The organism is Paenibacillus sp. Marseille-Q7038 (assembly GCF_965111595.1).
The window spans coordinates 93,874-114,717 of sequence record NZ_CBCOOM010000002.1 but is presented as its reverse complement, the minus strand read 5'-3'; the positions used below and the strand labels follow the sequence as shown (position 1 = coordinate 114,717).

At 42.3% G+C, this 20,844-nt stretch carries 16 protein-coding genes; 11 read left to right on the top strand and 5 right to left on the bottom strand.

Annotated features, from left to right (window positions below; translation table 11 throughout):
* The first annotated feature begins 189 nt into the window (after positions 1–189).
* From ACWPWY_RS17630 to ACWPWY_RS17590, 9 genes are all read left to right on the top strand, one after another.
* On the top strand, positions 190–1,155 hold the full coding sequence (locus ACWPWY_RS17630; protein WP_454193016.1) for an iron-hydroxamate ABC transporter substrate-binding protein: 966 nt from the start codon (positions 190–192) through the stop codon (positions 1,153–1,155).
* Between the two features lie 21 nt (positions 1,156–1,176).
* Positions 1,177–2,184, top strand: coding sequence for a FecCD family ABC transporter permease (locus ACWPWY_RS17625; protein ID WP_454193015.1), 1,008 nt, complete (start codon positions 1,177–1,179; stop codon positions 2,182–2,184).
* Complete coding sequence (locus tag ACWPWY_RS17620; protein ID WP_454193014.1) at positions 2,184–3,182, top strand: FecCD family ABC transporter permease; 999 nt, start codon at positions 2,184–2,186, stop codon at positions 3,180–3,182. Before ACWPWY_RS17625 ends, ACWPWY_RS17620 begins: the two co-directional genes overlap by 1 nt.
* A gap of 183 nt (positions 3,183–3,365) precedes the next feature.
* Positions 3,366–4,940 carry a response regulator transcription factor gene (locus ACWPWY_RS17615; RefSeq protein ID WP_454193013.1) on the top strand — a complete coding sequence of 525 codons (1,575 nt, stop codon included), beginning with the start codon at positions 3,366–3,368 and terminating at the stop codon, positions 4,938–4,940.
* On the top strand, positions 4,937–6,754 hold the full coding sequence (locus ACWPWY_RS17610) for a cache domain-containing sensor histidine kinase (RefSeq protein WP_454193012.1): 1,818 nt from the start codon (positions 4,937–4,939) through the stop codon (positions 6,752–6,754). Before ACWPWY_RS17615 ends, ACWPWY_RS17610 begins: the two co-directional genes overlap by 4 nt.
* A gap of 254 nt (positions 6,755–7,008) precedes the next feature.
* Positions 7,009–8,310, top strand: a complete 1,302-nt coding sequence (locus ACWPWY_RS17605; protein ID WP_454193011.1) for an ABC transporter substrate-binding protein — start codon at positions 7,009–7,011, stop codon at positions 8,308–8,310.
* 198 nt (positions 8,311–8,508) lie between these two features.
* Complete coding sequence (locus ACWPWY_RS17600; RefSeq protein WP_191800315.1) at positions 8,509–9,381, top strand: carbohydrate ABC transporter permease; 873 nt, start codon at positions 8,509–8,511, stop codon at positions 9,379–9,381.
* The gene (locus ACWPWY_RS17595; protein WP_454193010.1) at positions 9,378–10,202 is read left to right on the top strand and encodes a carbohydrate ABC transporter permease; all 825 of its coding nucleotides are present in this window, start codon (positions 9,378–9,380) and stop codon (positions 10,200–10,202) included. The genes ACWPWY_RS17600 and ACWPWY_RS17595 overlap by 4 nt, the downstream gene beginning before the upstream one ends.
* A gap of 157 nt (positions 10,203–10,359) precedes the next feature.
* Positions 10,360–13,425, top strand: coding sequence for a glycoside hydrolase family 2 TIM barrel-domain containing protein (locus ACWPWY_RS17590; protein ID WP_454193009.1), 3,066 nt, complete (start codon positions 10,360–10,362; stop codon positions 13,423–13,425).
* Between the two features lie 95 nt (positions 13,426–13,520).
* On the opposite strand, the gene ACWPWY_RS17585 is transcribed toward ACWPWY_RS17590, so the two are convergent.
* Entirely contained in the window at positions 13,521–14,267 is a 747-nt protein-coding gene (locus ACWPWY_RS17585) for an alpha/beta hydrolase (protein ID WP_454193008.1), read from the bottom strand.
* A 104-nt stretch (positions 14,268–14,371) separates the two neighbouring features.
* Positions 14,372–15,409, bottom strand: a complete 1,038-nt coding sequence (locus tag ACWPWY_RS17580) for an immunoglobulin-like domain-containing protein (RefSeq protein WP_454193007.1) — start codon at positions 15,407–15,409, stop codon at positions 14,372–14,374.
* 162 nt (positions 15,410–15,571) lie between these two features.
* Here ACWPWY_RS17580 and ACWPWY_RS17575 point away from each other — a divergent pair, with 162 nt between their 5' ends.
* Both ACWPWY_RS17575 and ACWPWY_RS17570 read left to right on the top strand, forming a co-directional pair.
* Positions 15,572–17,515 (top strand): hypothetical protein, encoded by a 1,944-nt coding sequence (locus ACWPWY_RS17575; RefSeq protein WP_454193006.1) that lies wholly within the window; start codon positions 15,572–15,574, stop codon positions 17,513–17,515.
* On the top strand, positions 17,502–17,780 hold the full coding sequence (locus tag ACWPWY_RS17570) for a hypothetical protein (protein ID WP_454193005.1): 279 nt from the start codon (positions 17,502–17,504) through the stop codon (positions 17,778–17,780). The genes ACWPWY_RS17575 and ACWPWY_RS17570 overlap by 14 nt, the downstream gene beginning before the upstream one ends.
* Before the next feature lie 67 nt (positions 17,781–17,847).
* On the opposite strand, the gene ACWPWY_RS17565 is transcribed toward ACWPWY_RS17570, so the two are convergent.
* The 3 genes from ACWPWY_RS17565 to ACWPWY_RS17555 form a co-directional block, all read right to left on the bottom strand.
* Complete coding sequence (locus ACWPWY_RS17565; RefSeq protein WP_454193004.1) at positions 17,848–19,314, bottom strand: nicotinate phosphoribosyltransferase; 1,467 nt, start codon at positions 19,312–19,314, stop codon at positions 17,848–17,850.
* Between the two features lie 63 nt (positions 19,315–19,377).
* The gene (locus ACWPWY_RS17560) at positions 19,378–19,959 is read right to left on the bottom strand and encodes a hypothetical protein (RefSeq protein WP_454193003.1); all 582 of its coding nucleotides are present in this window, start codon (positions 19,957–19,959) and stop codon (positions 19,378–19,380) included.
* 22 nt (positions 19,960–19,981) lie between these two features.
* The gene (locus ACWPWY_RS17555; protein WP_454193002.1) at positions 19,982–20,824 is read right to left on the bottom strand and encodes a Sir2 family NAD-dependent protein deacetylase; all 843 of its coding nucleotides are present in this window, start codon (positions 20,822–20,824) and stop codon (positions 19,982–19,984) included.
* Between the last annotated feature and the right edge of the window lie 20 nt (positions 20,825–20,844).

Sequence of the window (20,844 nt, the reverse complement as noted above, 5' to 3'; positions counted from 1 at the left end):
GCTTCGTCTTTTTGGCTTGGTAAAAAGAGTGATCAAAATAGCGGTTAAACATAAGGAACTATTTTCAAATAAAGTGATTGACAGATTTAGTAAATGGGAATAACATTCACTAATGCAGATATTGATAATCATTATCAATTAAGTGTCGATGTATACAATAGTAAACCATTTACGGGGGAGATAAAAAAGATGAAGAAGATATTCGTTCCTTTTATGTTAATTATGGTGCTTATTATAAGTGCTTGCGGTAATGCGGGAAGTGGAACAACCACTGCAGATGCTCCTGCATCTACGAGCAATGGATCTGGGCAAACGGACGAATCTGGACAAGCTGCAGAATCCGGTACAATTACATATGAGTCAGAGAGCGGGCCTGTAGAAGTTCCTGCTGATCCACAGCGTGTTGTTATTCTGTCTGGTTATACAGGAGACGCGATTTCTCTAGGCGTGAACATAGTTGGCGTTGATTCCTGGTCAATGGCTAACGCTAGATTCAAAGATAAATTACAGGGTGCAGTGGAAGTTTCAGATGAGAATCTGGAGAAGATTATCGAACTGGAACCAGACCTTATTCTCGGATCGACGGATGCTAAGAATCTAGACAAGCTAAAAGAGATCGCACCAACGGTAACTTACACCTATGGAAAAGTGGATTATCTCACACAACATTTAGAGATTGGCAAGGTGCTCAACAAGGAAAAAGAGGCACAAGCGTGGATTGATGACTTCAAGAAACGTGCTCAAGCATTAGGTGAGGAGATCAAAGCCAAAGTTGGTGAAGATGCTACCGTCACTGTCCTTGAAAGTTTTGATAAACAAATGTACATATTTGGAGACAACTGGGGTCGCGGAACGGAAATACTTTATCAGCAAATGGGTTTGAAAATGCCGGAGAAAGTAAAAGAAATGGCACTCAAGGATGGATACTATGCGGTCTCTACTGAAGTTCTTCCTGAATACGTTGGAGATTACCTGGTGATCAGTAAATACGCAGAACAAGACAATTCATTTCAGGAGACAACAACATACAAAGAGATTCCTGCGGTAAAGAATGGTCATGTATTTGAAACGAATGCGAATGAGTTTTTGTTTAATGATGCGTTAACGCTGGATTATCAGCTGGAATTCTTCCGCGAACAATTTCTCGGTAACTAAAGCAGAAAGAACAGACGACAAATGATAAAAAATAAAACCGTAAGCATACCGATGATCGGCAAGTTTGTCATTGGAGTTCTTGTATTTATTTCTGTATTTATGCTGTCTATCGTGCTGGGAGCAGCAGATACGAGTTTGAGAGATGCCTGGTCAGCCATTACCTTTGGAAGTGCGAGTGAGACGGTCACGATGATTCGTGAAATTCGTCTTCCAAGAGAAGTAGCGGCTGTCGTCGTTGGATCAGCACTGGCGGTCTCCGGAGCAATTATGCAAGGGATGACACGCAATCCTCTAGCTGATCCGGGACTGCTTGGCATTACCGCCGGTGGTAATTTTGCTTTGGCCGTCACGCTTGCCTTTCTTCCTTCGGCTAATTATTTTACAGTCATGTTAGCCTGCTTTGCTGGAACAGCTCTTGGTACGCTCCTTGTTTTTGGCATTGGAATGGTAGCAAGGAACGGACTTACACCGGTGAAGTTGGTTCTTGCTGGCTCTGCTATCTCAGCTATGCTCTATGCGCTTGCAGAAGGAATTAGTCTATATTTTCGAATCTCGAAAAATGTATCTATGTGGACATCGGGAGGATTAATCGGCACGACCTGGAGTCAGCTTCAATTAGTGGTTCCTTTTATACTGCTAGGCTTACTTATTTCGCTTATTCTATCAAGACAGCTTACTATTTTGAGTCTGAATGAAGAGGTAGCAGCAAGCCTGGGTCAGAACACGAAATCTATTAAAATTGTTCTCCTACTTCTTATTATCATTCTTGCGGGTGCCTCTGTTGCTCTTGTCGGAAGCATGGCGTTCATCGGTCTGATGATTCCACATATTGTGCGTTTCATCGTCGGTACGGATTACCGATTCGTGCTGCCCATGTCCGCTATTTGCGGAGCTACCTTTATGCTGCTTGCCGATACAGTGGGCCGTACGATTTATGCACCTTATGAAACCCCTGTTGCCGCGATTGTTGCTATGCTCGGTTTGCCCTTCTTTCTGCTCATTGTACATAAAGGAGGGAAAGGATACTGATGCTCGAAATTCAAAAATCAAGAAAAGTAAGCATGACACTTACGGGACTTACAATCCTTATTTTGTTCACTTTACTGGTTAGTCTGGGTCTAGGAGCATCTTCTCTATCGTATAACCGGCTACTTCCGACCTTTTTTGGGGAAGGGACATTTAAGGAAGAGTTCGTATTGTTCTCGATTCGGCTTCCCAGAATCATCATAACTCTACTTGCTGGGTTTGCCCTCGCTTTATCGGGAGCAATCTTGCAAGGAATAACTCGAAACGATCTTGCAGACCCAGGGATCATCGGGATTAACTCAGGTGCGGGCGTAGCGGTTGCTATCTTCTTCTTATTTGTACCGATCGAGGCAGGGAATTTAACATATTTCATTCCAGTAGTTGCTTTCATAGGGGCGATGCTGACAGCAACCCTGATCTATATGTTCTCTTATCGGCGAGGCGTTGGATTGATTCCGATGAAGCTCGTGCTGGTGGGAGTGGGATTCTCCATGGCGCTGTCTGGAATTATGATCGTACTCATCTCCTCCACGGATCAGAAAAAAGTTAGTTTTATTTCTCGCTGGCTGGCGGGGAATATCTGGGGAACGGACTGGATTTTTATCTATTCCATTCTACCGTGGCTGCTGATCTTAATCCCCTTCGCTTTGTACAAGGCAAGACGGTTAGATCTGCTGGGACTCAGTGAAGAAGTAACGATTAGCCTTGGAGTTTCTATTAATAAAGAGAGAATTCTTCTGCTTGTAGCGGCTGTAGCACTTGCTGCTGCTGCCGTTTCTGTTGCGGGAAGTATCGCTTTTATCGGTCTTATGGCACCTCATATTGCAAGGGCACTCGTGGGACCAAGAAATGCTTCGTTGCTGCCTGTATCTATCTTAACCGGAGGTTGGCTTTTGCTGCTGGCAGATACCATAGGTAGAAATATAGCAGATCCTGATGGAATACCTGCCGGCGTGATCGCGGCACTTATTGGAGCTCCTTACTTTGTATATTTCTTTTAAAAAGTAAGGGAATATATTTTTGAAAAAGAGAAGACGAAACAGCAATTACGCTGATTTCGTCTTTTTTATTCATTTTACAGAATTTAAATGGTTATATATGGGAATATAAAGCGCATTTATTAATTATGAACGAAAGTGTATGATAAAAGAAAAAGAGAACCGGAGTTCAGAGGGGGTCAAGGGATGAGATCATTATGCAAAGTTCTTATCGTCGATGACGAGATGCTGGTTAGACAGGGGATCAAACATCTTCTGGACTGGGAACATGCTGGCTATTATATTGTGGGAGAAGCTTCTAATGGATTGGAAGCGCTAGAATTGGTAGAAGAGTTACAACCTCACATTGTGATTACAGATATCGTGATGCCTATTATGGATGGCGAGAAGTTAGTACGGCTGGTAAAAGAGCGTTATCCTGCTATCGAGGTTATCGTATTGAGCAGCTTCAGCGAATTCGATTATGTACGTTCTACGTTTCAGAACGGAGTAGCCGACTATATTTTGAAACCTAAACTGGAAGCAGAATATCTACTCTCCATTTTAGACAAAACAGCAGCCAAAATAGAAGGACTCGGCATACCGGTAAAAGAAGAGCGATCGGAAGAAACACAGATCGTGCAAGCGATGGATAAGATGATATCTGGCTATGAGGCAGAGATACCAACCGAAACCATTCGCCGCCGGTTCCCTTATCCTAAGTTTGTGCTACTGGGTGTAGATCTGAATCCCGTAAAGGATAAATCAGCGAAGAAACAGATCGAAAAAAGCGTAAGTCAGTATCTTCATCTTCTACAATCAGGGCAAGCGGAGTATATGAAATTAGAATCCGTTCCAGGCACGCTACTCTATTTACTCAATGCGGATGATCCCTGGGCCGAACGTATAGAGCAATTGATACAGAATCTTTCCCGTATTCCTCAAGAGGTGGAGCATCTAGAGACGCTGCATTTTATTATTAGTGACCGATTCGAAGATTTCTGCCAGTTGGGCAACATTTATAGTAAACAATATGAGAGACTGAAACGTTATCCTTTTTATTTACCGACGTATTCAGTGATTGAAGGAGAACATTTACCTGCTTTACCTACTAGGATACCAGCGATGGATATGGCGGAGCTGATTGAAGGATTAAAACGTAAACAATTCCAAAAAACCTTTTCCTCTTTCTTAGAACATATCCATACGAAATCTTTAGATTATGTGACCGATCTATCTGAACTTAAAGCCTTGCTTGGTAATTTTATATTTAATGTTACAAACACACTAAGTAAACTGAAATTTGAAACCACGCCTCTCGAAAAAAGAAAATATGATTATTTCAGACAGATTGACCAGGCAGTGTACGCACGTGAAGCGATCCAGTTCATCGAGGAATTTATCCAAGAAGCGGAGAGCATTACGAGAGAGACGGACACTTCAACAAACCCTAGTTTTTATCGCCTGCTAAATTATATACAAGAGCATTATGCGGAGCCGATTACCCTGACGGAAGTGGCAAAGAAATTTCATTTTAACGCGTCTTATTTATCGAGTTATTTTTCCGCTAACAATAATGAAGGATTCAGTGAATATGTGAACAAGGTACGAGTTGAGAAAGCAAAAGAAATGCTGGTAACAACCGAAGAGTCGATCTCCGAAATTAGTGACCGTGTAGGTTACTCTGACCAGAGTTATTTCACAAAAGTTTTTAAGAAGATGACCGGGGTATCACCAAGTCAGTATCGTAAAGAACAGGTGCAGGAGAACCAAAATATATGATTAGGGGGGAGCTTGCAAATTTGAACAAAAAAAGTCTATTTGTAAAGCTGTTTTTAGTTACTTTAATCAGTATTATTACGGTCTCGCTGTTATCAGTGGCGATAACGATTCGCATGTCTGAGAATTTATTTCTAAGGACCTTTAGTATTACAAATGAAAAGTTGCTGGGACAGGTCAAATCAGATCTAGAAGCCTACAATAATGCGGTTGCCACGAGTGCAACCTTAATTGCACAAAGCGGAGGGGTCCGCACTTACCTGACAAGCAGTGAGACGGATTCAGTATCATTATCAATGCAGACTTATGCAATGACGCAGCGAATTAAAACAATTATAACGAACCTAAGTGCTTATGATGTAGGTGTAACACTGGTTGGTGCCAATGGGCGAAGTTATACAACAGATCCTTGGTACTGGTCAGTAACGGTAGATGAATTAAACAATCATGAGATAACAAAACAGACAAGAGCGCATCCGCGGGAGATTCTATATCAGCTTTATTATGATCAGGATCAGGCGGGAACAGAACAAAAACCTGTGCTGGTTGCCTCAAAAGCTCTATATGAGCAGTATACCGGGAACATATATGGAACCCTGTATATCACATTTCGTGACCAAGATTTTCAGTCTTTTTATGAAAATTTCACGAGTGAAGGCAATGATGTGCTGCTGATGAGTTCACAGGGACAGATTATCTCCAGTAATCGGAGTGAGTTAATCGGTCAGCGAGTTCCTGCTTTGCTGCACGCAGTGGGTAAGCAGGAGAGGAGTGGACTCGGCAGTACGAGCCTTCCTTTTGAAGGAAGTGAGTTTACCGTATTATCCGAGTATTTACCGGAGTTTGATTTTTATTTGGTGAACCTATTAGACCGAGAAACAGCGATGGGTGAGATGGTCAATGTAAAAACCATTACCCTCATGATCATGTCTGTTGTTCTCTTGTCTCTGGTTGTTGTCTATCTTATTACAAGGAAAATGACCAAGTCGATGAGAGGGCTCGTCCGTCATATGTCACAGATTCCAACGAATGGATTTAACCAGCGAGTAGATGTATCCAAAAGCGGATATGAAGTTGAGGAGCTTGGCAATGCGTTCAACTATGTACTCGATGAATTAAATTTGTATGTAGATCGATTGGTAGAGACTCAGAAAGAGCAGCGGAAGGCGGAACTTGCGGCGCTCCAAATGCAGATTAATCCGCATTTTCTATATAATACGCTGGCTTCTGTTAAATTCCTCGTACAACAAGGAAATAAAGAGAAAGCGGCTGATACGATCAATGCCTTAATTACGTTGCTGCAAAATACGGTGAGCAACGTACAGAGTACCGTTACTGTCCGTCAAGAGCTCGACACACTTAAAAATTATGTGTTTATCAATCATGTAAGATATGGTGAAAGAATTCGTGTCAATTATTTCATAGAACCAGATAGCATGGACTATCAAATACCCAAACTTATCTTGCAGCCTTTTATTGAAAACGCGTTTTTCCATGCTTTCAATCATAAAGAAGAGGGAACGATCTTAATTATGATTTCGGTTCAGAATGATCATTTGGTCTGTGAAGTAAATGACAACGGAGATGGAATGGATCTGGAATCGGCAGAAAATGCGGAAGGAAGAACGTTACCCATGACAAAGAGAAATCGTAAGTTATTCTCGGGTATCGGGATACAGAATGTGGATCATCGGCTCCGATTCATGTATGGAGACAGCTATGGAGTAGATATCAGCAGTGTCATTGGTGAGGGCACTCGGATCAAAATCACGATACCTCTTCAAAAAGAGGAAGAGCAAGACGAGAAAAGCAGATAGATAATAAAGGAATAAAAAGGGTGAATTAATTTCAAAAATGTGGAATTAATCTAAATAAAGAACCAAAACCTAAAAAAAGTACATGCATAAAGCAGTGAATTGAACAAGGCAACTAAGAAAAGCACCAAAGCTAACAAAGATAATCCTAAAGAAACCGCATACATGAGTGATAAGATGGGGGTGTAGAAAGTAAACGCTTCCATCTTATTTTAATTTTAATTCATATTTACTACAGCCTTGAGGGGGTTATTTCATTGAAAAACAAATTACCAAAAGTACTTTCCGTACTGTTAGCTAGTGCGGTCGTTCTATCTGCTTGTTCTACGGGTTCAAATGGAGAATCCAGTGAAGGATCTAGTGTAGATACGAAAGAGATTACAGTCTGGGCATGGGACCCAGCGTTTAACATTGCAGCAATGAATAAAGCGAAAGAGGCTTACGCAGAAACAAATCCTGATCTTAAGATTAATGTTGTAGAGAACGCACAAGCAGATGTCGTGCAGAAGCTGAACACCGGCCTCAACTCTGGGTCTACAAAAGGTCTTCCGAACATTGTGCTGATTGAGGATTACCGGGCACAAAGCTTCCTGCAATCCTATCCGGATTCTTTCTTTGAACTGACTGATGTCATCGATATTGCTAATTTTGCAGATTATAAAGTGGGACCTACAAGCGTAGATGGCAAACAGTATGGAGTTCCTTTTGATTCTGGCGCTACTGGAATGTATGTAAGAACAGATTACTTAGAGGAAGCAGGGTACACGCTCGACGACCTACAAGATATTGATTGGGATAAGTACATCGAAATTGGTAAAGATGTCAAAGAAAAAACAGGGAAATTCATGCTGACACAAGATCCGAATGACCTTGGACTCGTTCGTCTGATGATTCAATCCGCTGGATCTTGGTATACCACCGAAGATGGTGAAACGCCAAACATTGCGAATAACGAAGCAATGAAGGCAGCATTCGAAACCTACAAGAAATTGATGGACTCCGGTATCGTCAAAGTCGTTTCTGACTGGAGTCAAGGGGTTGGGGCTCTTAACGGCGGCGATGTTGCATCCACTCCAACAGGAAACTGGATTACTCCATCGATCAAAGCAGAGGCTTCTCAGTCCGGAAAATGGGCAGTAGCTCCAACACCGAAACTACCTGGTGTAGAAACTTCGGTAAATGCTTCAAACCTTGGCGGCAGCTCTTGGTATGTAATGAACGTAGACGGTAAAGAAGCAGCAGCAGAATTCTTAGCTGCAACTTTCGGCACCGACGTAGATCTGTACCAAACATTGAATACAGAAGTAGGAGTAATCGGTACGTTCAAACCAGCTTCCGAGGGTGAAGCTTATAAAGCAGGAGATGAGTATTTCCAAGGACAAAAAGTGGTATCTGACTTCGCTGCTTGGACAGAACAAATTCCTAACGTGAATTATGGTCTAAATACGTACGCAGTCGAGGATATCTTGGTTGTTGCAATGCAAAGTTATCTAAGCGGCAAAGATATTGATTCCGTACTTACGGATGCGCAATCTCAAGCAGACACTCAAATTCGTTAATTCATGAATGAATACGGGCCCTTGTTCCTTCTGCTTCTCCTTTAGAGAAAACTCTATGGATGGAGGGAAAGGGCAAGGGTCCTTTTTATGAAGAAAAAGAGAGAGAAACAAAAAACATACTTAAGAAAACAGTAGAGAAGGGTGTGGAGTGGTGTGAAAACTGCGAAGACCGCGGCGAGTACCGGAAGTCCTAAGGGCATGGGCAGTCAGAGACGTATAAATATAACAGGCTGGTTATTTATTCTCGTACCGGTTCTTGCAATCAGTTTATTCTATTTTTATCCCATGATTCAGGCGCTGATTCTTTCTTTTAAATCAGGTCGAGGCATGAATCTGGATTTTGTCGGATTCGATAACTATATTCGCTTGTTCCAGGACAGCAACTTTATTACCGCAGTAAAAAATACATTCATCTATCTCATCATACAAGTTCCTGTCATGCTGGTCCTTGCGATCTTTATTGCCGTTCTACTTAATGATGATAACTTGAAATTTAAAGGTTTCTTCAGAACCGCCATTTTCTTACCTACCGTTACGTCACTTGTAGCATACTCCGTTGTATTTAAATACATGTTTGGCGGAGATGGCATTGTTAACAAGATGCTCATGAATTTCCATCTGATATCAGAACCAATCCAGTGGATCTCAGATCCTTTCTGGGCGAAAGTTACAATTATTATTGCAATCACTTGGCGCTTTACAGGTTATAACATGATTTTCTATCTCTCTTCTTTGCAAAATATTGATAAGTCAGTATATGAAGCAGCTCGAATTGATGGAGCGAATGCTTTTACCCAATTCTTTAAAATTACCATTCCTCTACTAAAACCGATGATCTTATTTACGACGATTACATCGACGATTGGTACGCTGCAGTTATTTGATGAAGTTGTAAACATCACGAAAGGCGGACCAGGTAACTCAACCATGTCGATTTCACAGTATATTTATAACTTATCATTTGAGTACACACCAGACTTTGGCTATGCAGCAACCGTTTCTTACTCGATCGTGGTTATGGTCATCATACTGACACTCATCCAGAATAAAATTGGGGGCGATAAAAAATGAGTAAACCGAAGAAATTTTTCACGTATGCATTTCTTATCCTTGCTACCCTAATTTCGATCTTCCCATTCTTATGGATGATTACAAGTTCGACGAATCTGTCAGTAGAAGTTACGAAAGGAAGACTCCTTCCGGGATCACATCTGATCGATAATGTAAGAAATCTATTTAATAGTGTAGATATGTGGCAGGCGCTTTGGAACTCAGCTAAAATTTCCATTGTGACTACGATTCTCTCTTTGCTTATTGCATCCGCAGCAGGTTATGGATTCGAGATTTATCGCAGCCGTGCCAAAGATATTGTGTTTAACATTCTGCTGGCATCTATGATGATTCCATTTGCGGCCATTATGGTACCGCTGTACCAAATGTTCGCGAAGGTATCGAGTGTCATTCCGTTTCTTGGTATTGACACCGCATCAGCAGTTATTTTACCGACATTCACTACGGCATTCTTGATCTTCTTCTTCCGCCAAAGCTCTAAGATGTTCCCTAGAGACTTGCTGGAAGCAGGGCGTATGGATGGTCTGACTGAAATTGGACTCTTCTTTAAAATTTATATGCCGACAATGAAATCAACGTATGCAGCAGCTGCCATCATTACATTCCTTAGCAGCTGGAATAACTATCTGTGGCCGCTCATCGTCTTGCAGTCACCTGAGAATATGACAGTGCCGCTCCTGATTTCTAACCTTGGTTCAGGATATGCACCGGATTATGGAATGATTATGTCTGCGATTGTCATTACTACGTTGCCAACTGCACTTGTATTCTTTGTAATGCAAAAACACTTTGTAGCAGGAATGACAGGGTCCGTTAAGTAATTTAAATAGGTATCGAATCCGATTTCGCAATACACGTTTCGTTGCATGTATTATGATAGGGATTCAAGCAGTTGGAAAGGCTGTCTTGGCATCAGTTGAGAGCAAGTAGAGACTGATGTCAGGCAGTCCTTTCCCATATAGAAATGGAGGAAGAATAATGAAACAAGTAATGGAGCAAAAAGCAAATCCTAGTACGGCATGGCTATCCGATGTAAGCGTATTCGCCGTAGGTAGAGTGCCTGCGCATTCCGATCACAAATATTATGCTACAGCGGAAGAGGCACAGCAGTGCGGAGAGATGCCGCTGCGCCATAGTCTGAATGGAAGCTGGAAATTCAGTTATGCTGCTCAGCCAGCTGCACGTCAAGCGGACTTTTATAAGAAAGAAGTTTCTTGCCGGGGCTGGGCTCAGATCGAAGTTCCCGGACATATTCAGTTGCAAGGGTACGGAAACCCGCAGTATGTAAATACGATGTATCCATGGGATGGGCATGAGAACCTCCGCCCACCAATGGTTTCAGAAGACCATAATCCGGTTGGCAGCTATGTGAAATATTTTGACGTACCTAAAGGATGGGAAGACCGTCCGCTGTATGTTTCTTTTCAAGGCGTTGAGTCGGCTTTCTATGTATGGCTGAATGGAGAGTTTGTCGGTTACAGTGAAGACAGTTTTACGCCAAGTGAATTTGATCTTACTCCCTATATAACGGACGGAGAGAATAAACTGGCTGTTGAGGTGTATCAACGCAGCACAGGAAGCTGGCTGGAGGATCAAGATTTCTGGCGGTTCTCAGGGATTTTCCGGGAAGTATATTTGTACACGGTTCCAGAAGTGCATGTTCAAGATTTATTTGTAAAGACAGACCTGGATGAGAAGTATGTAGCAGGTACACTCCTTACTGATCTGCAGCTAACAGGTAAGCCAGCTTCAAAAGTGGAATTTGTACTAAAAGACGCGGAAGGTAAAGTGATAGCGGAGCAGATAGTAGCATCTCCCGAAGACAATCTCTCGGTTCGTCTAGCAGCCGGAAATGTTAATTTATGGAGCGCAGAAGCGCCGTACTTATATACGCTTTATATTTCAACATATAACGAGGCAGGCGAACTTGTTGAAGTGGTACCTCAAAAAGTAGGCTTCCGTAAATTTGAGATGATAGATAAAGTAATGCATCTAAATGGGAAACGTATTGTCTTCAAAGGGGTAAATAGACATGAATTCAATGTTCGTCAAGGACGGAATATAACAAAAGAAGATATGCTTTGGGATATCAAAGCAATCAAGCAGGGGAATATGAATGCGGTTCGTACCTCCCACTATCCGAACCAGACGCTCTGGTATGAACTTTGTGATGAGTACGGTGTGTATGTCATTGATGAAATGAATCTGGAAACCCATGGATCATGGCAGAAGATGGGGGCAGTTGAGCCATCGTGGAATGTACCAGGAAACAATATGGAATGGCAGGATATCGTAATGGATCGCGCTATATCTATGGTAGAGCGGGACAAAAACCATCCTTCCATCCTCATATGGTCTTGCGGTAATGAATCCTATGCGGGGGACGTGATCCTAAATGTATCGGATTATTTCCGGGAGAAAGACAGCACTCGTCTCGTACATTATGAAGGAGTATTTTACGACCGGAATTATGATAGAACGAGTGACATGGAGAGCCGCATGTATGCGAAGGTAGCAGATATTGAAGAGTATCTAAATGACAATCCGGGTAAACCGTATATCAGCTGTGAATATATGCATGCGATGGGGAACTCACTAGGTGGTATCCATAAATACACCGAACTTGAACAGAAGTATCCAATGTACCAAGGTGGATTTATTTGGGACTACATGGATCAGGTTCTTATAAAAAAAGACCGTTATGGCAAGGAATTTATGGCCTACGGCGGTGACTTTGACGATCGTTCTACAGACTACAACTTCTCCGGTAATGGGATTGTATATGCAGACCGCCGTTGGTCTCCAAAAATGCAGGAAGTGAAATTCGTATATCAGAATGTGAAGCTTACACCAAGCCTGACGGGAGTTACCATTCGAAATGAGAATCTTTTTGTTAGCACCGATGCTTATGAACTCGTCTACACGCTAAACAAAGAAGGAAAGCAGTTGTTCACCGGAAGAATGGATGTTGATGTGGCTGCGGGAGAAGAGAAACAGATTGCGTTTACTTTGCCGGAGGTAAGTACTCAGCCTGGCGAGTATAGCGTAGATTGTTCCCTAGTACTCAAGGAAGAAACCTTATGGGCTGAAGCGGGGTATGAAGTGTGCTTTGGTCAGCATGTGTTCCTTGTGGAAGAAGCTAAAGAAGAACCTTCTGCAAAAGCTTCCGCGCTATCAAATGATTTCCGCGTGGTAGAAGGGGATGTGAATATCGGCGTACACGGCCGTGACTTCTCCATCATGTTCTCTAAGCAGGCTGGAACACTCATCTCGGTAAACTATGGAGGTCGTGAAATGATCTCGGCTCCGCCAGCACCGCTCTTCTGGAGAGCGATGACGGATAACGATAAAGGCGCAGGCTTCCACTTTGATTCTTCCGCTTGGTATGCAGCAAGTCTTACTCGCCGTACACTAAGCTGGGAATTAGCCGAAGCAGAAGGACAAGCAACGATAACATACACCTATAAACTGAGTGTTCATGAGGACGTACGAGTGAAGGTAGCATATACCGTATCTGCAGACGGAAGTATTCAGGTAGATTCCTCGTATAAAGGGGTGTCTGGATTACCGAAGTTCCCTATCTTCGCATTGTCCTTTAAAGTGCCAGCAGATTATGCGAACCTGGATTGGTATGCTAAAGGACCAGAAGAGAATTATGCAGACCGTGCGGAAGGAGCACGACTCACACGTTTCAAAAACCGTGCCGAAGATAATGTTTCTGCTTATCTCGTTCCGCAAGAATCAGGTAATCGTATGGGAGTACGTCAAGTTGCGATTACGAATGACACCGGAAAAGGAATTCTTATTACTGCTCCGGCATCACAGCCTGTCGAAGCAGGGATATCGCCGTACACGGCGTTTGAGTTGGAACAAGCAACTCATCATTATGAACTGCCAAATGTGCATCATACCGTAGTCACGATTGCCGGCTGCCAAATGGGTGTTGGCGGAGATGACAGCTGGGGAGCGCCTGTGCTAGACGAATTTGCAATTGATCCATCAGGTGAATTGTCCTTCCAGTTTACAATCCGAAATCAGGGTTAATTCAATCATTGACGGTGTTTTAGTATAAACACAAAGAGCCTTTCTCTGGAAAAGAGAAAGGCTCTTTCTTATAGACGCTGATCAACTGATTTCAACTAAGCAAACATCCATTGCAGAGCTTCGGTAAATTGTTTTGCGAAGAAGACATCATCATGAGTTCCGCCTTCTTCAAGTACAAATTTGAGATGATCTGTGGTCATACCCTTTTCCAATAACAGTTCATGGGCTCTTATGGTGTATGGAACCATGTGGCGCTGAATATTTTCTTTATAGACTCCTTCAAGACTTCCAACGGATAAAAAAAGTTTTCCCTCTTTGTGTAAGGGAAGCGGGTTAGTCTCTATAAAAGACAACATTTCTTCATACCAGAAGGAAGCCGATAAAGCTCCAATTTTGCCGAATACATCCGGCCGCTGATAGCCAGCATAGAGAGAAATCAGGCCGCCAAGAGAGGCGCCCAGGATTCCGGTGTGTTCTGGGTCAGTCAAAGTACGATAGGTTTTATCCATATGAGGCTTCAGAACGTCGGTGATGTAAGCAATATATTCAGGACCCTTCCCCCCGAAACGGGGATGACCTGCCCCTCGAAGAGAAGCGGCGGGCCAAGGGGTGTATTCATGAATTCGGTTGTTTGGTTCAATCCCAACAATAATAAGTTCAGGCAGTTCTTTTACTCGGAATTTATGACTCAATAAATTAAATACTTGGCTGACGAGATCTATTCCGTCTTGAAGATACACAACAGGAAATCTGACGGAGCTCTCAGTTTCATTATAGGAAGGCGGGAGATAGATGGATATCTGTTTATCTAACACGACTTCTTGCTGATACATATTTCTCATGAACGAAACTCCTTATCTATATGAGTACAATAGAGAACGGGTGATATGGCTCTGTGCTCTAGCATAAGAAAAATAAGTAAGGCCTTCCATGGACAAAATCCGGATTAATCCTTCCTAATCATAAATGGATCGCTGATAAGTACAACTTCCTCCTGAGTAGTGATGTCTGATGTGTTGTGAAGTGATACTTCCTTCGTCAAACGATATCTTCCGACGGGAAGTTTTTCAGTCATATGAGCATCAAGCTCTACTTTTTTATTCGGTTCCAGTAGATATAGAGGTTCTTTGCAGTTAAGATCGACATGCACTTCTGTCCATACTCCATCGATGTCCGCTTCGACTCCTGTAAATTCGCCATAGTGGAGTGTCATGTCTGTATTATTTTTTAGACGGAATGAAACCACATTGCCCTCCAGATATTCTTTTTCCGACAAACCGCACATTACGATTTCAGAACCTATGAGATTAAGTTTAATATCCTCTCGTTCTGAACGAGTAAGTGTAGATGGCTTGCCAAGACTAACTCCTTCTGCTTCTTCGATTTGATCTATGAGGGATGATGTATAACTATTGAACATAGCTGATTTATTCATTGCCTCTTGATCAGAGTCAGCTCTTTTCTTAATCGTAAATGGATCACTAATGAGGGTAATTGACTCTTTTTGGGTGCTGTCTGATGGATCTTGGAGTGACACTTCTTTCGTTAGGCGATATTGCCCTGCAGGGAGTGATCTTTTATAGGGATAGATTTCAGAATTACCTGAGTCGAGACCATATCCAATACTGATAACCGCTTCGTTTTCAAAATAAATCTCGAACCAGCGTTCTCCCACTTTCCTTTCCATCCGAAGATCTGCACCATAAAATATCGGATGACCAGAATGATTCAACAGCTCATAAGAGATTGCTTCTCCTTCTTGAAGTTGTTGTTCTACGAGTCGAAGATTAAGTTTCTCGTCTTCTTGTATTTGTGCTCTTGTATATATAGACTCTTTTCCTTGCTTGAATCCACTAGAGTTGACATCGGAACCCGTTGTAGATACGTCCTTTTGACAGGAGACAAGCAGGAGCATTACTGCGGTGATAAGCAGCAAATAAAGCAGCTGTTTTCTGTGTATCATGACTCTATTGTTATTCGGCATATCGCATATCCTCCTTCTCATCTATTTCTATAATCTTTTGACGCAGTTAAGATGGATCTCGTTCCCTATTATTCAAAAAGATAAGAGATACTTCAACAACTTCCACCCTTAAGGTACAATGAAAGCGCACACAAAAATTTCTTGAAGGTGGTTTGGTCCCCCATGGAAATGAATAGAACGGACAACGATAAAGGAAGTAGTCTCTATGTAGATAGAGAATATTTAAAAGAGGCTTTGTCAGCAAGGGTTAAAAAATCCGAGGCAGATTCAGCTGCTTTTGCTTTTGGAATCACGAATTGGAGACAAAGATTACGACGCACCCAAGAAGGACCTCATTTCAATAAGAGCTGGGAGCAGATTAGATGGAAAGCTACCCAGGCTGGAAATGAACCACTTCCGGAACTTTCTTTTGCGATCTTTAAGCAATTTGCCGAGACGGGAGAGCGTAAAGCATATGAGGATGTTTATTTTGAACGGAGAGCGAGGTTGAATGCACTTGCTGTGGTAACTGCAGTAATCACAGATAAGCAGGAGCATCAACAATATCTGGCTTCATTAGAAAATGTGATATGGGACATATGCGGTGAGTATACGTGGTGCTTAACCGCGCACCTGCCAAGGGAAGGAGACCCTTCTCAGGAGGTAGATTTGTTTGCGGCTGAGACAGCACAGACACTCGCTGAAATCTATGCAATGCACCAAGAGGTACTGGATGTGAGGATTGCTGAGCGGATCCGATCTGAGGTGAGAAGACGGGTGCTTACCCCGGTTTTCACCGAGAAAAGACCCTTCTTTTGGCGAAGTGCAGATCATAACTGGTCGGCCGTATGTGCTGGCGGGAGCGGGATGGCTGCACTTATCTTCATGAATGATCCGGAAGAGAAGACAGATGCGATGATGCAGACGCTGGGGTCTATGCAATCTTTTCTGAGCGGCTATGAAGCCGATGGAGGCTGTGCAGAAGGGCTGGGTTACTGGGTATACGGTTTTGGGTACTTCACCTATTTTGCTGAGATGCTGAGGGAATATTCGCATGGGAAAATAGATCTGCTTGCAACAGAGCATGTGCGGTCAATCGCGCGCTTTCCCGCATCTATTCATCTTTCGGATGGAGTGTATGTTAATTTTTCGGATAGCAGTGAGCGGGAGGTGCTTCCGTCAGGACTACTTAACCGAATCGCAGAGCGAACGGGATGCATCCACGATATTCCTTTTATTATTCCTGGGATGCTGGATGATCCTGTGCGGAGATGGGCGCACCTGATTCGCAACTTCTTATGGAGTGATATGAATCAGAATAAGGGCGAAAAGCAGATTGAGAATCAAATTGCAGCTACATCCGACATTTCCGAGCGAACGGGTCTTAGAACCGCCCTATTCCCGAACCTCGGTTGGTGGGTGAGCAGAGGGCAGTCGAGTGGTTTCGCATTAAAAGGGGGTCATAATGGGGAACCACATAATCACAATGATCTAGGACAGTTTATTATTCATGGCGGCGGGGAAAATCTTCTCTGCGATCTGGGCGCAGGGATGTATTCCAAAGCTTATTTTCAAGAAGGAAGAGAGTCGATTATTAATATCTCTTCGGGCGGTCATAGTGTCCCTATGATTGGTGGGCATATGCAGAAGTCAGGTCGTTCGTATTCGGCTAAGGTTCTAACGACAAAGAGCAGCGAGGAGGCACTTCAGGTAGTGCTTGATCTCACGCATGCTTATGGTGATGCTCCAATTCACTGCTTTACCCGTTCTGTTCACTTCCAATATCCAGCAGGTGAAAAGAGATCCATATTGGAACTGGAGGATGTGTTCGCGTGGAAGGGGATAGCGGAGTCGATAGAAGAAAGGCTGATTAGCCGAATCGAGCCTATTTTCGAGCGAGATACGGTGATATGGAGCGGTAGCAGAGCAAGGTTGATCCTGCGCTATGATCCAGTCTTGTGGGCAGCATCTTGTATAGCAACAGCCCACTTCACCCATGAAGGCGAACCGTATACTTTTTATACGACTTCACTTGTAAGCAAGGAGCAAGAGGGCAAACAAACCAAATGCCAGCTCCAGTTTGAGATAGAAGATATTATTTCGGAGGGATTGTATGCGGAAAGTTGACTTGATTATATTGATGCTTCTAGCAGTTAACTCCCTATTTATAGTTGCAAATATCGCTTTAGCTCAAAATTATTCTGCCAGTCTTATTACGAACAGTGAAGGTATAGGAATATCAAATTTAATTGCATCCCTCTTAATAGCAGAGGATGGTTGGTCAGTAGAATCGTTTAAACAGGCATATCATTCATCCGCTATTTTAGTGCTCCTGACTTCGCTGCTCACATTTATTCTCATTATTTTCCGCTTTGCCACTTCTAGAAAATGATCCTTGAGAGTAACAAAAAAACAGACCTTATCTCATTCGATAAGGTCTGTTTAAAAACGGGTTAAACTTATACTGTTACAGGTTTTTTGCTCGATTTTTTGGCTTCTTCAATGTTTTTCATTTTGTTGTCCCAGCAAGCCTGACTTAAATTTACAGGATATTCGGCTGGATATAAGGAACGTTTGTATTCTTCCCATAGAAGATCAAGCTGTTGTTGTGCAAAAAGTTGGATTTCTTGAACCTTTGGACATTCATATACAAGTTTGCCATTGTCGAAAATCACTTCGTGCAAATCGATCGCCGTAAAATTTTTGACTGTTTTCCTAATGTACGTATGCACGGGATGGAACATATGAAGTTCAGATTCATTTTCCGGTTGTTCATAAGCAAGGGCAATATAATCGCCTTCTGATTTTTTGGTGTGGTTGTTGATAATGCGATACACCTTTTTTATTCCTGGTGTGGTGACTTTTTCATGGCTTGCAGATATTTTGATCGTATCTCTCATCTGTCCATTTTCGTCTTCAATGGAGACCAGTTTATAGACAGCTCCTAAGGCAGGTTGGTCAAAGGCAGTTATACCTTTCGTTCCAACTCCCCATATATCGATTTTTGCTTTTTGAGCTTTTAAACTCATGATCGTGTATTCATCGAGATCATTCGAAGCATAGATTTTCGTGTCAACAAATCCAGCTTGGTCTAATAATTTCCTTGCCTCTTTGGAGAGGTAACCTAAGTCCCCGCTATCTATACGAATACCGGCAAAATTGATTTGGTCACCTAATTCTTTTGCCACTTTTATTGCCGTCGGAACACCTGAGTTTAGCGTATCGTACGTATCCACGAGGAATACGCAATTCTTGTGACGTTTTGCGTATTTATGGAAAGCGATATATTCATCTCCATATGCTTGGACAAAGGAATGGGCATGGGTTCCTGAGACAGGCAGACCAAATAACTTACCTGCTCGAACATTACTCGTACTAGAGAACCCACCAATATAGGCAGCTCTCGTACCCCATAGGGCAGCATCGAATTCATGTGCACGTCTAGTACCCAACTCGGAGATGGGCTGGTCACCCGCCACTTGTTTGATTCGGGACGCTTTGGTTGCGATGAGTGTTTGATAGTTCACAATATTTAATAAGGCCGACTCAATAAGTTGTGCTTCTATTAAAGGTGCTTCGATACGAAGGATCGGTGAATTTCCAAAGACAACCTCTCCTTCTCTCATGGCACGTATGGTTCCTGTAAAACGTATCGTTCTCAAAAAGTCGACAAAGTCTTCTTGATAGCCAAGTTCTTTTAAATAATCCAAGTCAATTTCAGTAAAACGAAATGCTTGAATATATTCTATAATTCTTTCTAATCCCGCAAAAATCGCATATCCGTTTCCAAAAGGCAATTTCCGAAAATATAAATCAAATACCGCTTTTTTGGTATGAATATGGTCTGCCCAATAGGATTCAGCCATATTGATTTGGTACAGGTCCGTGTGTAGGGCGAAGCTATCGTCCACATAATTCTTCATCATTATTACCTCCTAACCTAACAAAATACGGTCAGGTTTGTTCATTATACAGCGTTTTTTATGACATTAGTTTTTAGTTTCTTCACTTTGACGTAAGAGATGTTTAGCAAACTCAACGAGTCGGCGTGCTTCTTCCGTCCGAAGAAAATTTACATCCAAACCGTTTGGTCCTAGACGAAAACGATCTAGTGCATCGGCATCCTTGAAAATTTGATAGAGCAGTTTAGCCTTTTCATGATCACTACACGAAATTTCAATCTCTGACAAACCAAGTGAATCATGTTGGTCATGGTAATAGATCATAAAATACGTTTTTTCATCATAGGGTAATTCGTCATTTGCATCGCAATATTCTTTGTAATACGCAGCTCCCCGGCTACCATGCCCTTGATCAATACCATCATCCAACCGACGAGTGTCATGAAAAACAGCCGCCATACCGAGTGCATTTAGTCCTTCATCTCGAATTCCTTTTTGGTGCCCGATGATAAGAGCAAGTAACAGCACGCGTGCACTATGTGTTTTCGTATGCCATTCACTATCTGGCAGCCAAAACTCGACGTTTCCCTCCATGAATGTATACCATCGTTCGTAATACGCTTTAATTGGATGGAAATCAGGCTCATTTAGAACATTTGCTAAAAGCATATTTATTCTCCCATCTATTGGTTTATTTCAGCTGAACTAATTGCTCTAATACGGCGGAAATATCCCCATCGATTCCAATTGATTTGGAGGCGATTTCTTGCGGAATATAAATTTCTCCTTTATTCAGCGTAATATACGTCGCGTGTTCCTCGTTGTTGGTAATATTCATAAATGGAGCTTTAATCAACTGGTTTCTAAAACCTACGCCTAGTTCCAGCAATACTAATTTTTTACCATGAGCGTTCTCAATAAAATTCTGATACGCTTCATAGCTGGCTTGCCAAGATGTATCTCTTAAGAAACTACGGTCAACTTCTACATGCATTTGCATCGGACCGCCACATTTTGGACACTGTGGAATCAGGTCGGAAGGTACTTTTCCATTTTGCTGTTTTTGTGCCATCTCACGTAATACGTGATCACCGGAATAAATATCATCATGACAGCTGTTAGAACACTGTAACTTACGACAATTCCCTTCAAATTCGAAAAGACGTTCTTTTGAAAAACCTGCCAATTCAAAGTGAGCATCCGTATTTGATGTAATAACAAAATAGTTTTTATCTTTTACTAATTCATATAGGTTTTTCATTGCAGGACTAACTTCCTCGTTCTCTAAAAAGTACATGTACATCCGGCTAAAAAATGCCCACTTTTCTTCTTGAGAAGGGAAGGGATAAAAAGCGCCTTGCAGGATACTGCGAATGCCGTACTTTTCACGAAAATCACTAAAATTCTCTATAAATGCCGCATTCTCTGCGAAAATATTATAGCCTCCTGAAATGGCAAGACCGTTACTTGCACCAATGAGAATACTGTCAGCTTCGTCCATCTTTTTTAAGACGGTTGCATATGTTTCTTTCATAAGTTCCTCCAATTAAAATA

Coding starts and splice junctions, on each gene's coding strand:
- ACWPWY_RS17630 (WP_454193016.1), top strand. CDS start 190: ATGAAGAAGATATTCGTTCCTTTTATGTTAATTATGGTGCTTATTATA.
- ACWPWY_RS17625 (WP_454193015.1), top strand. CDS start 1,177: ATGATAAAAAATAAAACCGTAAGCATACCGATGATCGGCAAGTTTGTC.
- ACWPWY_RS17620 (WP_454193014.1), top strand. CDS start 2,184: ATGCTCGAAATTCAAAAATCAAGAAAAGTAAGCATGACACTTACGGGA.
- ACWPWY_RS17615 (WP_454193013.1), top strand. CDS start 3,366: ATGAGATCATTATGCAAAGTTCTTATCGTCGATGACGAGATGCTGGTT.
- ACWPWY_RS17610 (WP_454193012.1), top strand. CDS start 4,937: ATGATTAGGGGGGAGCTTGCAAATTTGAACAAAAAAAGTCTATTTGTA.
- ACWPWY_RS17600 (WP_191800315.1), top strand. CDS start 8,509: ATGGGCAGTCAGAGACGTATAAATATAACAGGCTGGTTATTTATTCTC.
- ACWPWY_RS17595 (WP_454193010.1), top strand. CDS start 9,378: ATGAGTAAACCGAAGAAATTTTTCACGTATGCATTTCTTATCCTTGCT.
- ACWPWY_RS17590 (WP_454193009.1), top strand. CDS start 10,360: ATGAAACAAGTAATGGAGCAAAAAGCAAATCCTAGTACGGCATGGCTA.
- ACWPWY_RS17585 (WP_454193008.1), bottom strand. CDS start 14,267: ATGAGAAATATGTATCAGCAAGAAGTCGTGTTAGATAAACAGATATCC.
- ACWPWY_RS17580 (WP_454193007.1), bottom strand. CDS start 15,409: ATGCCGAATAACAATAGAGTCATGATACACAGAAAACAGCTGCTTTAT.
- ACWPWY_RS17575 (WP_454193006.1), top strand. CDS start 15,572: ATGGAAATGAATAGAACGGACAACGATAAAGGAAGTAGTCTCTATGTA.
- ACWPWY_RS17570 (WP_454193005.1), top strand. CDS start 17,502: ATGCGGAAAGTTGACTTGATTATATTGATGCTTCTAGCAGTTAACTCC.
- ACWPWY_RS17565 (WP_454193004.1), bottom strand. CDS start 19,314: ATGATGAAGAATTATGTGGACGATAGCTTCGCCCTACACACGGACCTG.
- ACWPWY_RS17560 (WP_454193003.1), bottom strand. CDS start 19,959: ATGCTTTTAGCAAATGTTCTAAATGAGCCTGATTTCCATCCAATTAAA.
- ACWPWY_RS17555 (WP_454193002.1), bottom strand. CDS start 20,824: ATGAAAGAAACATATGCAACCGTCTTAAAAAAGATGGACGAAGCTGAC.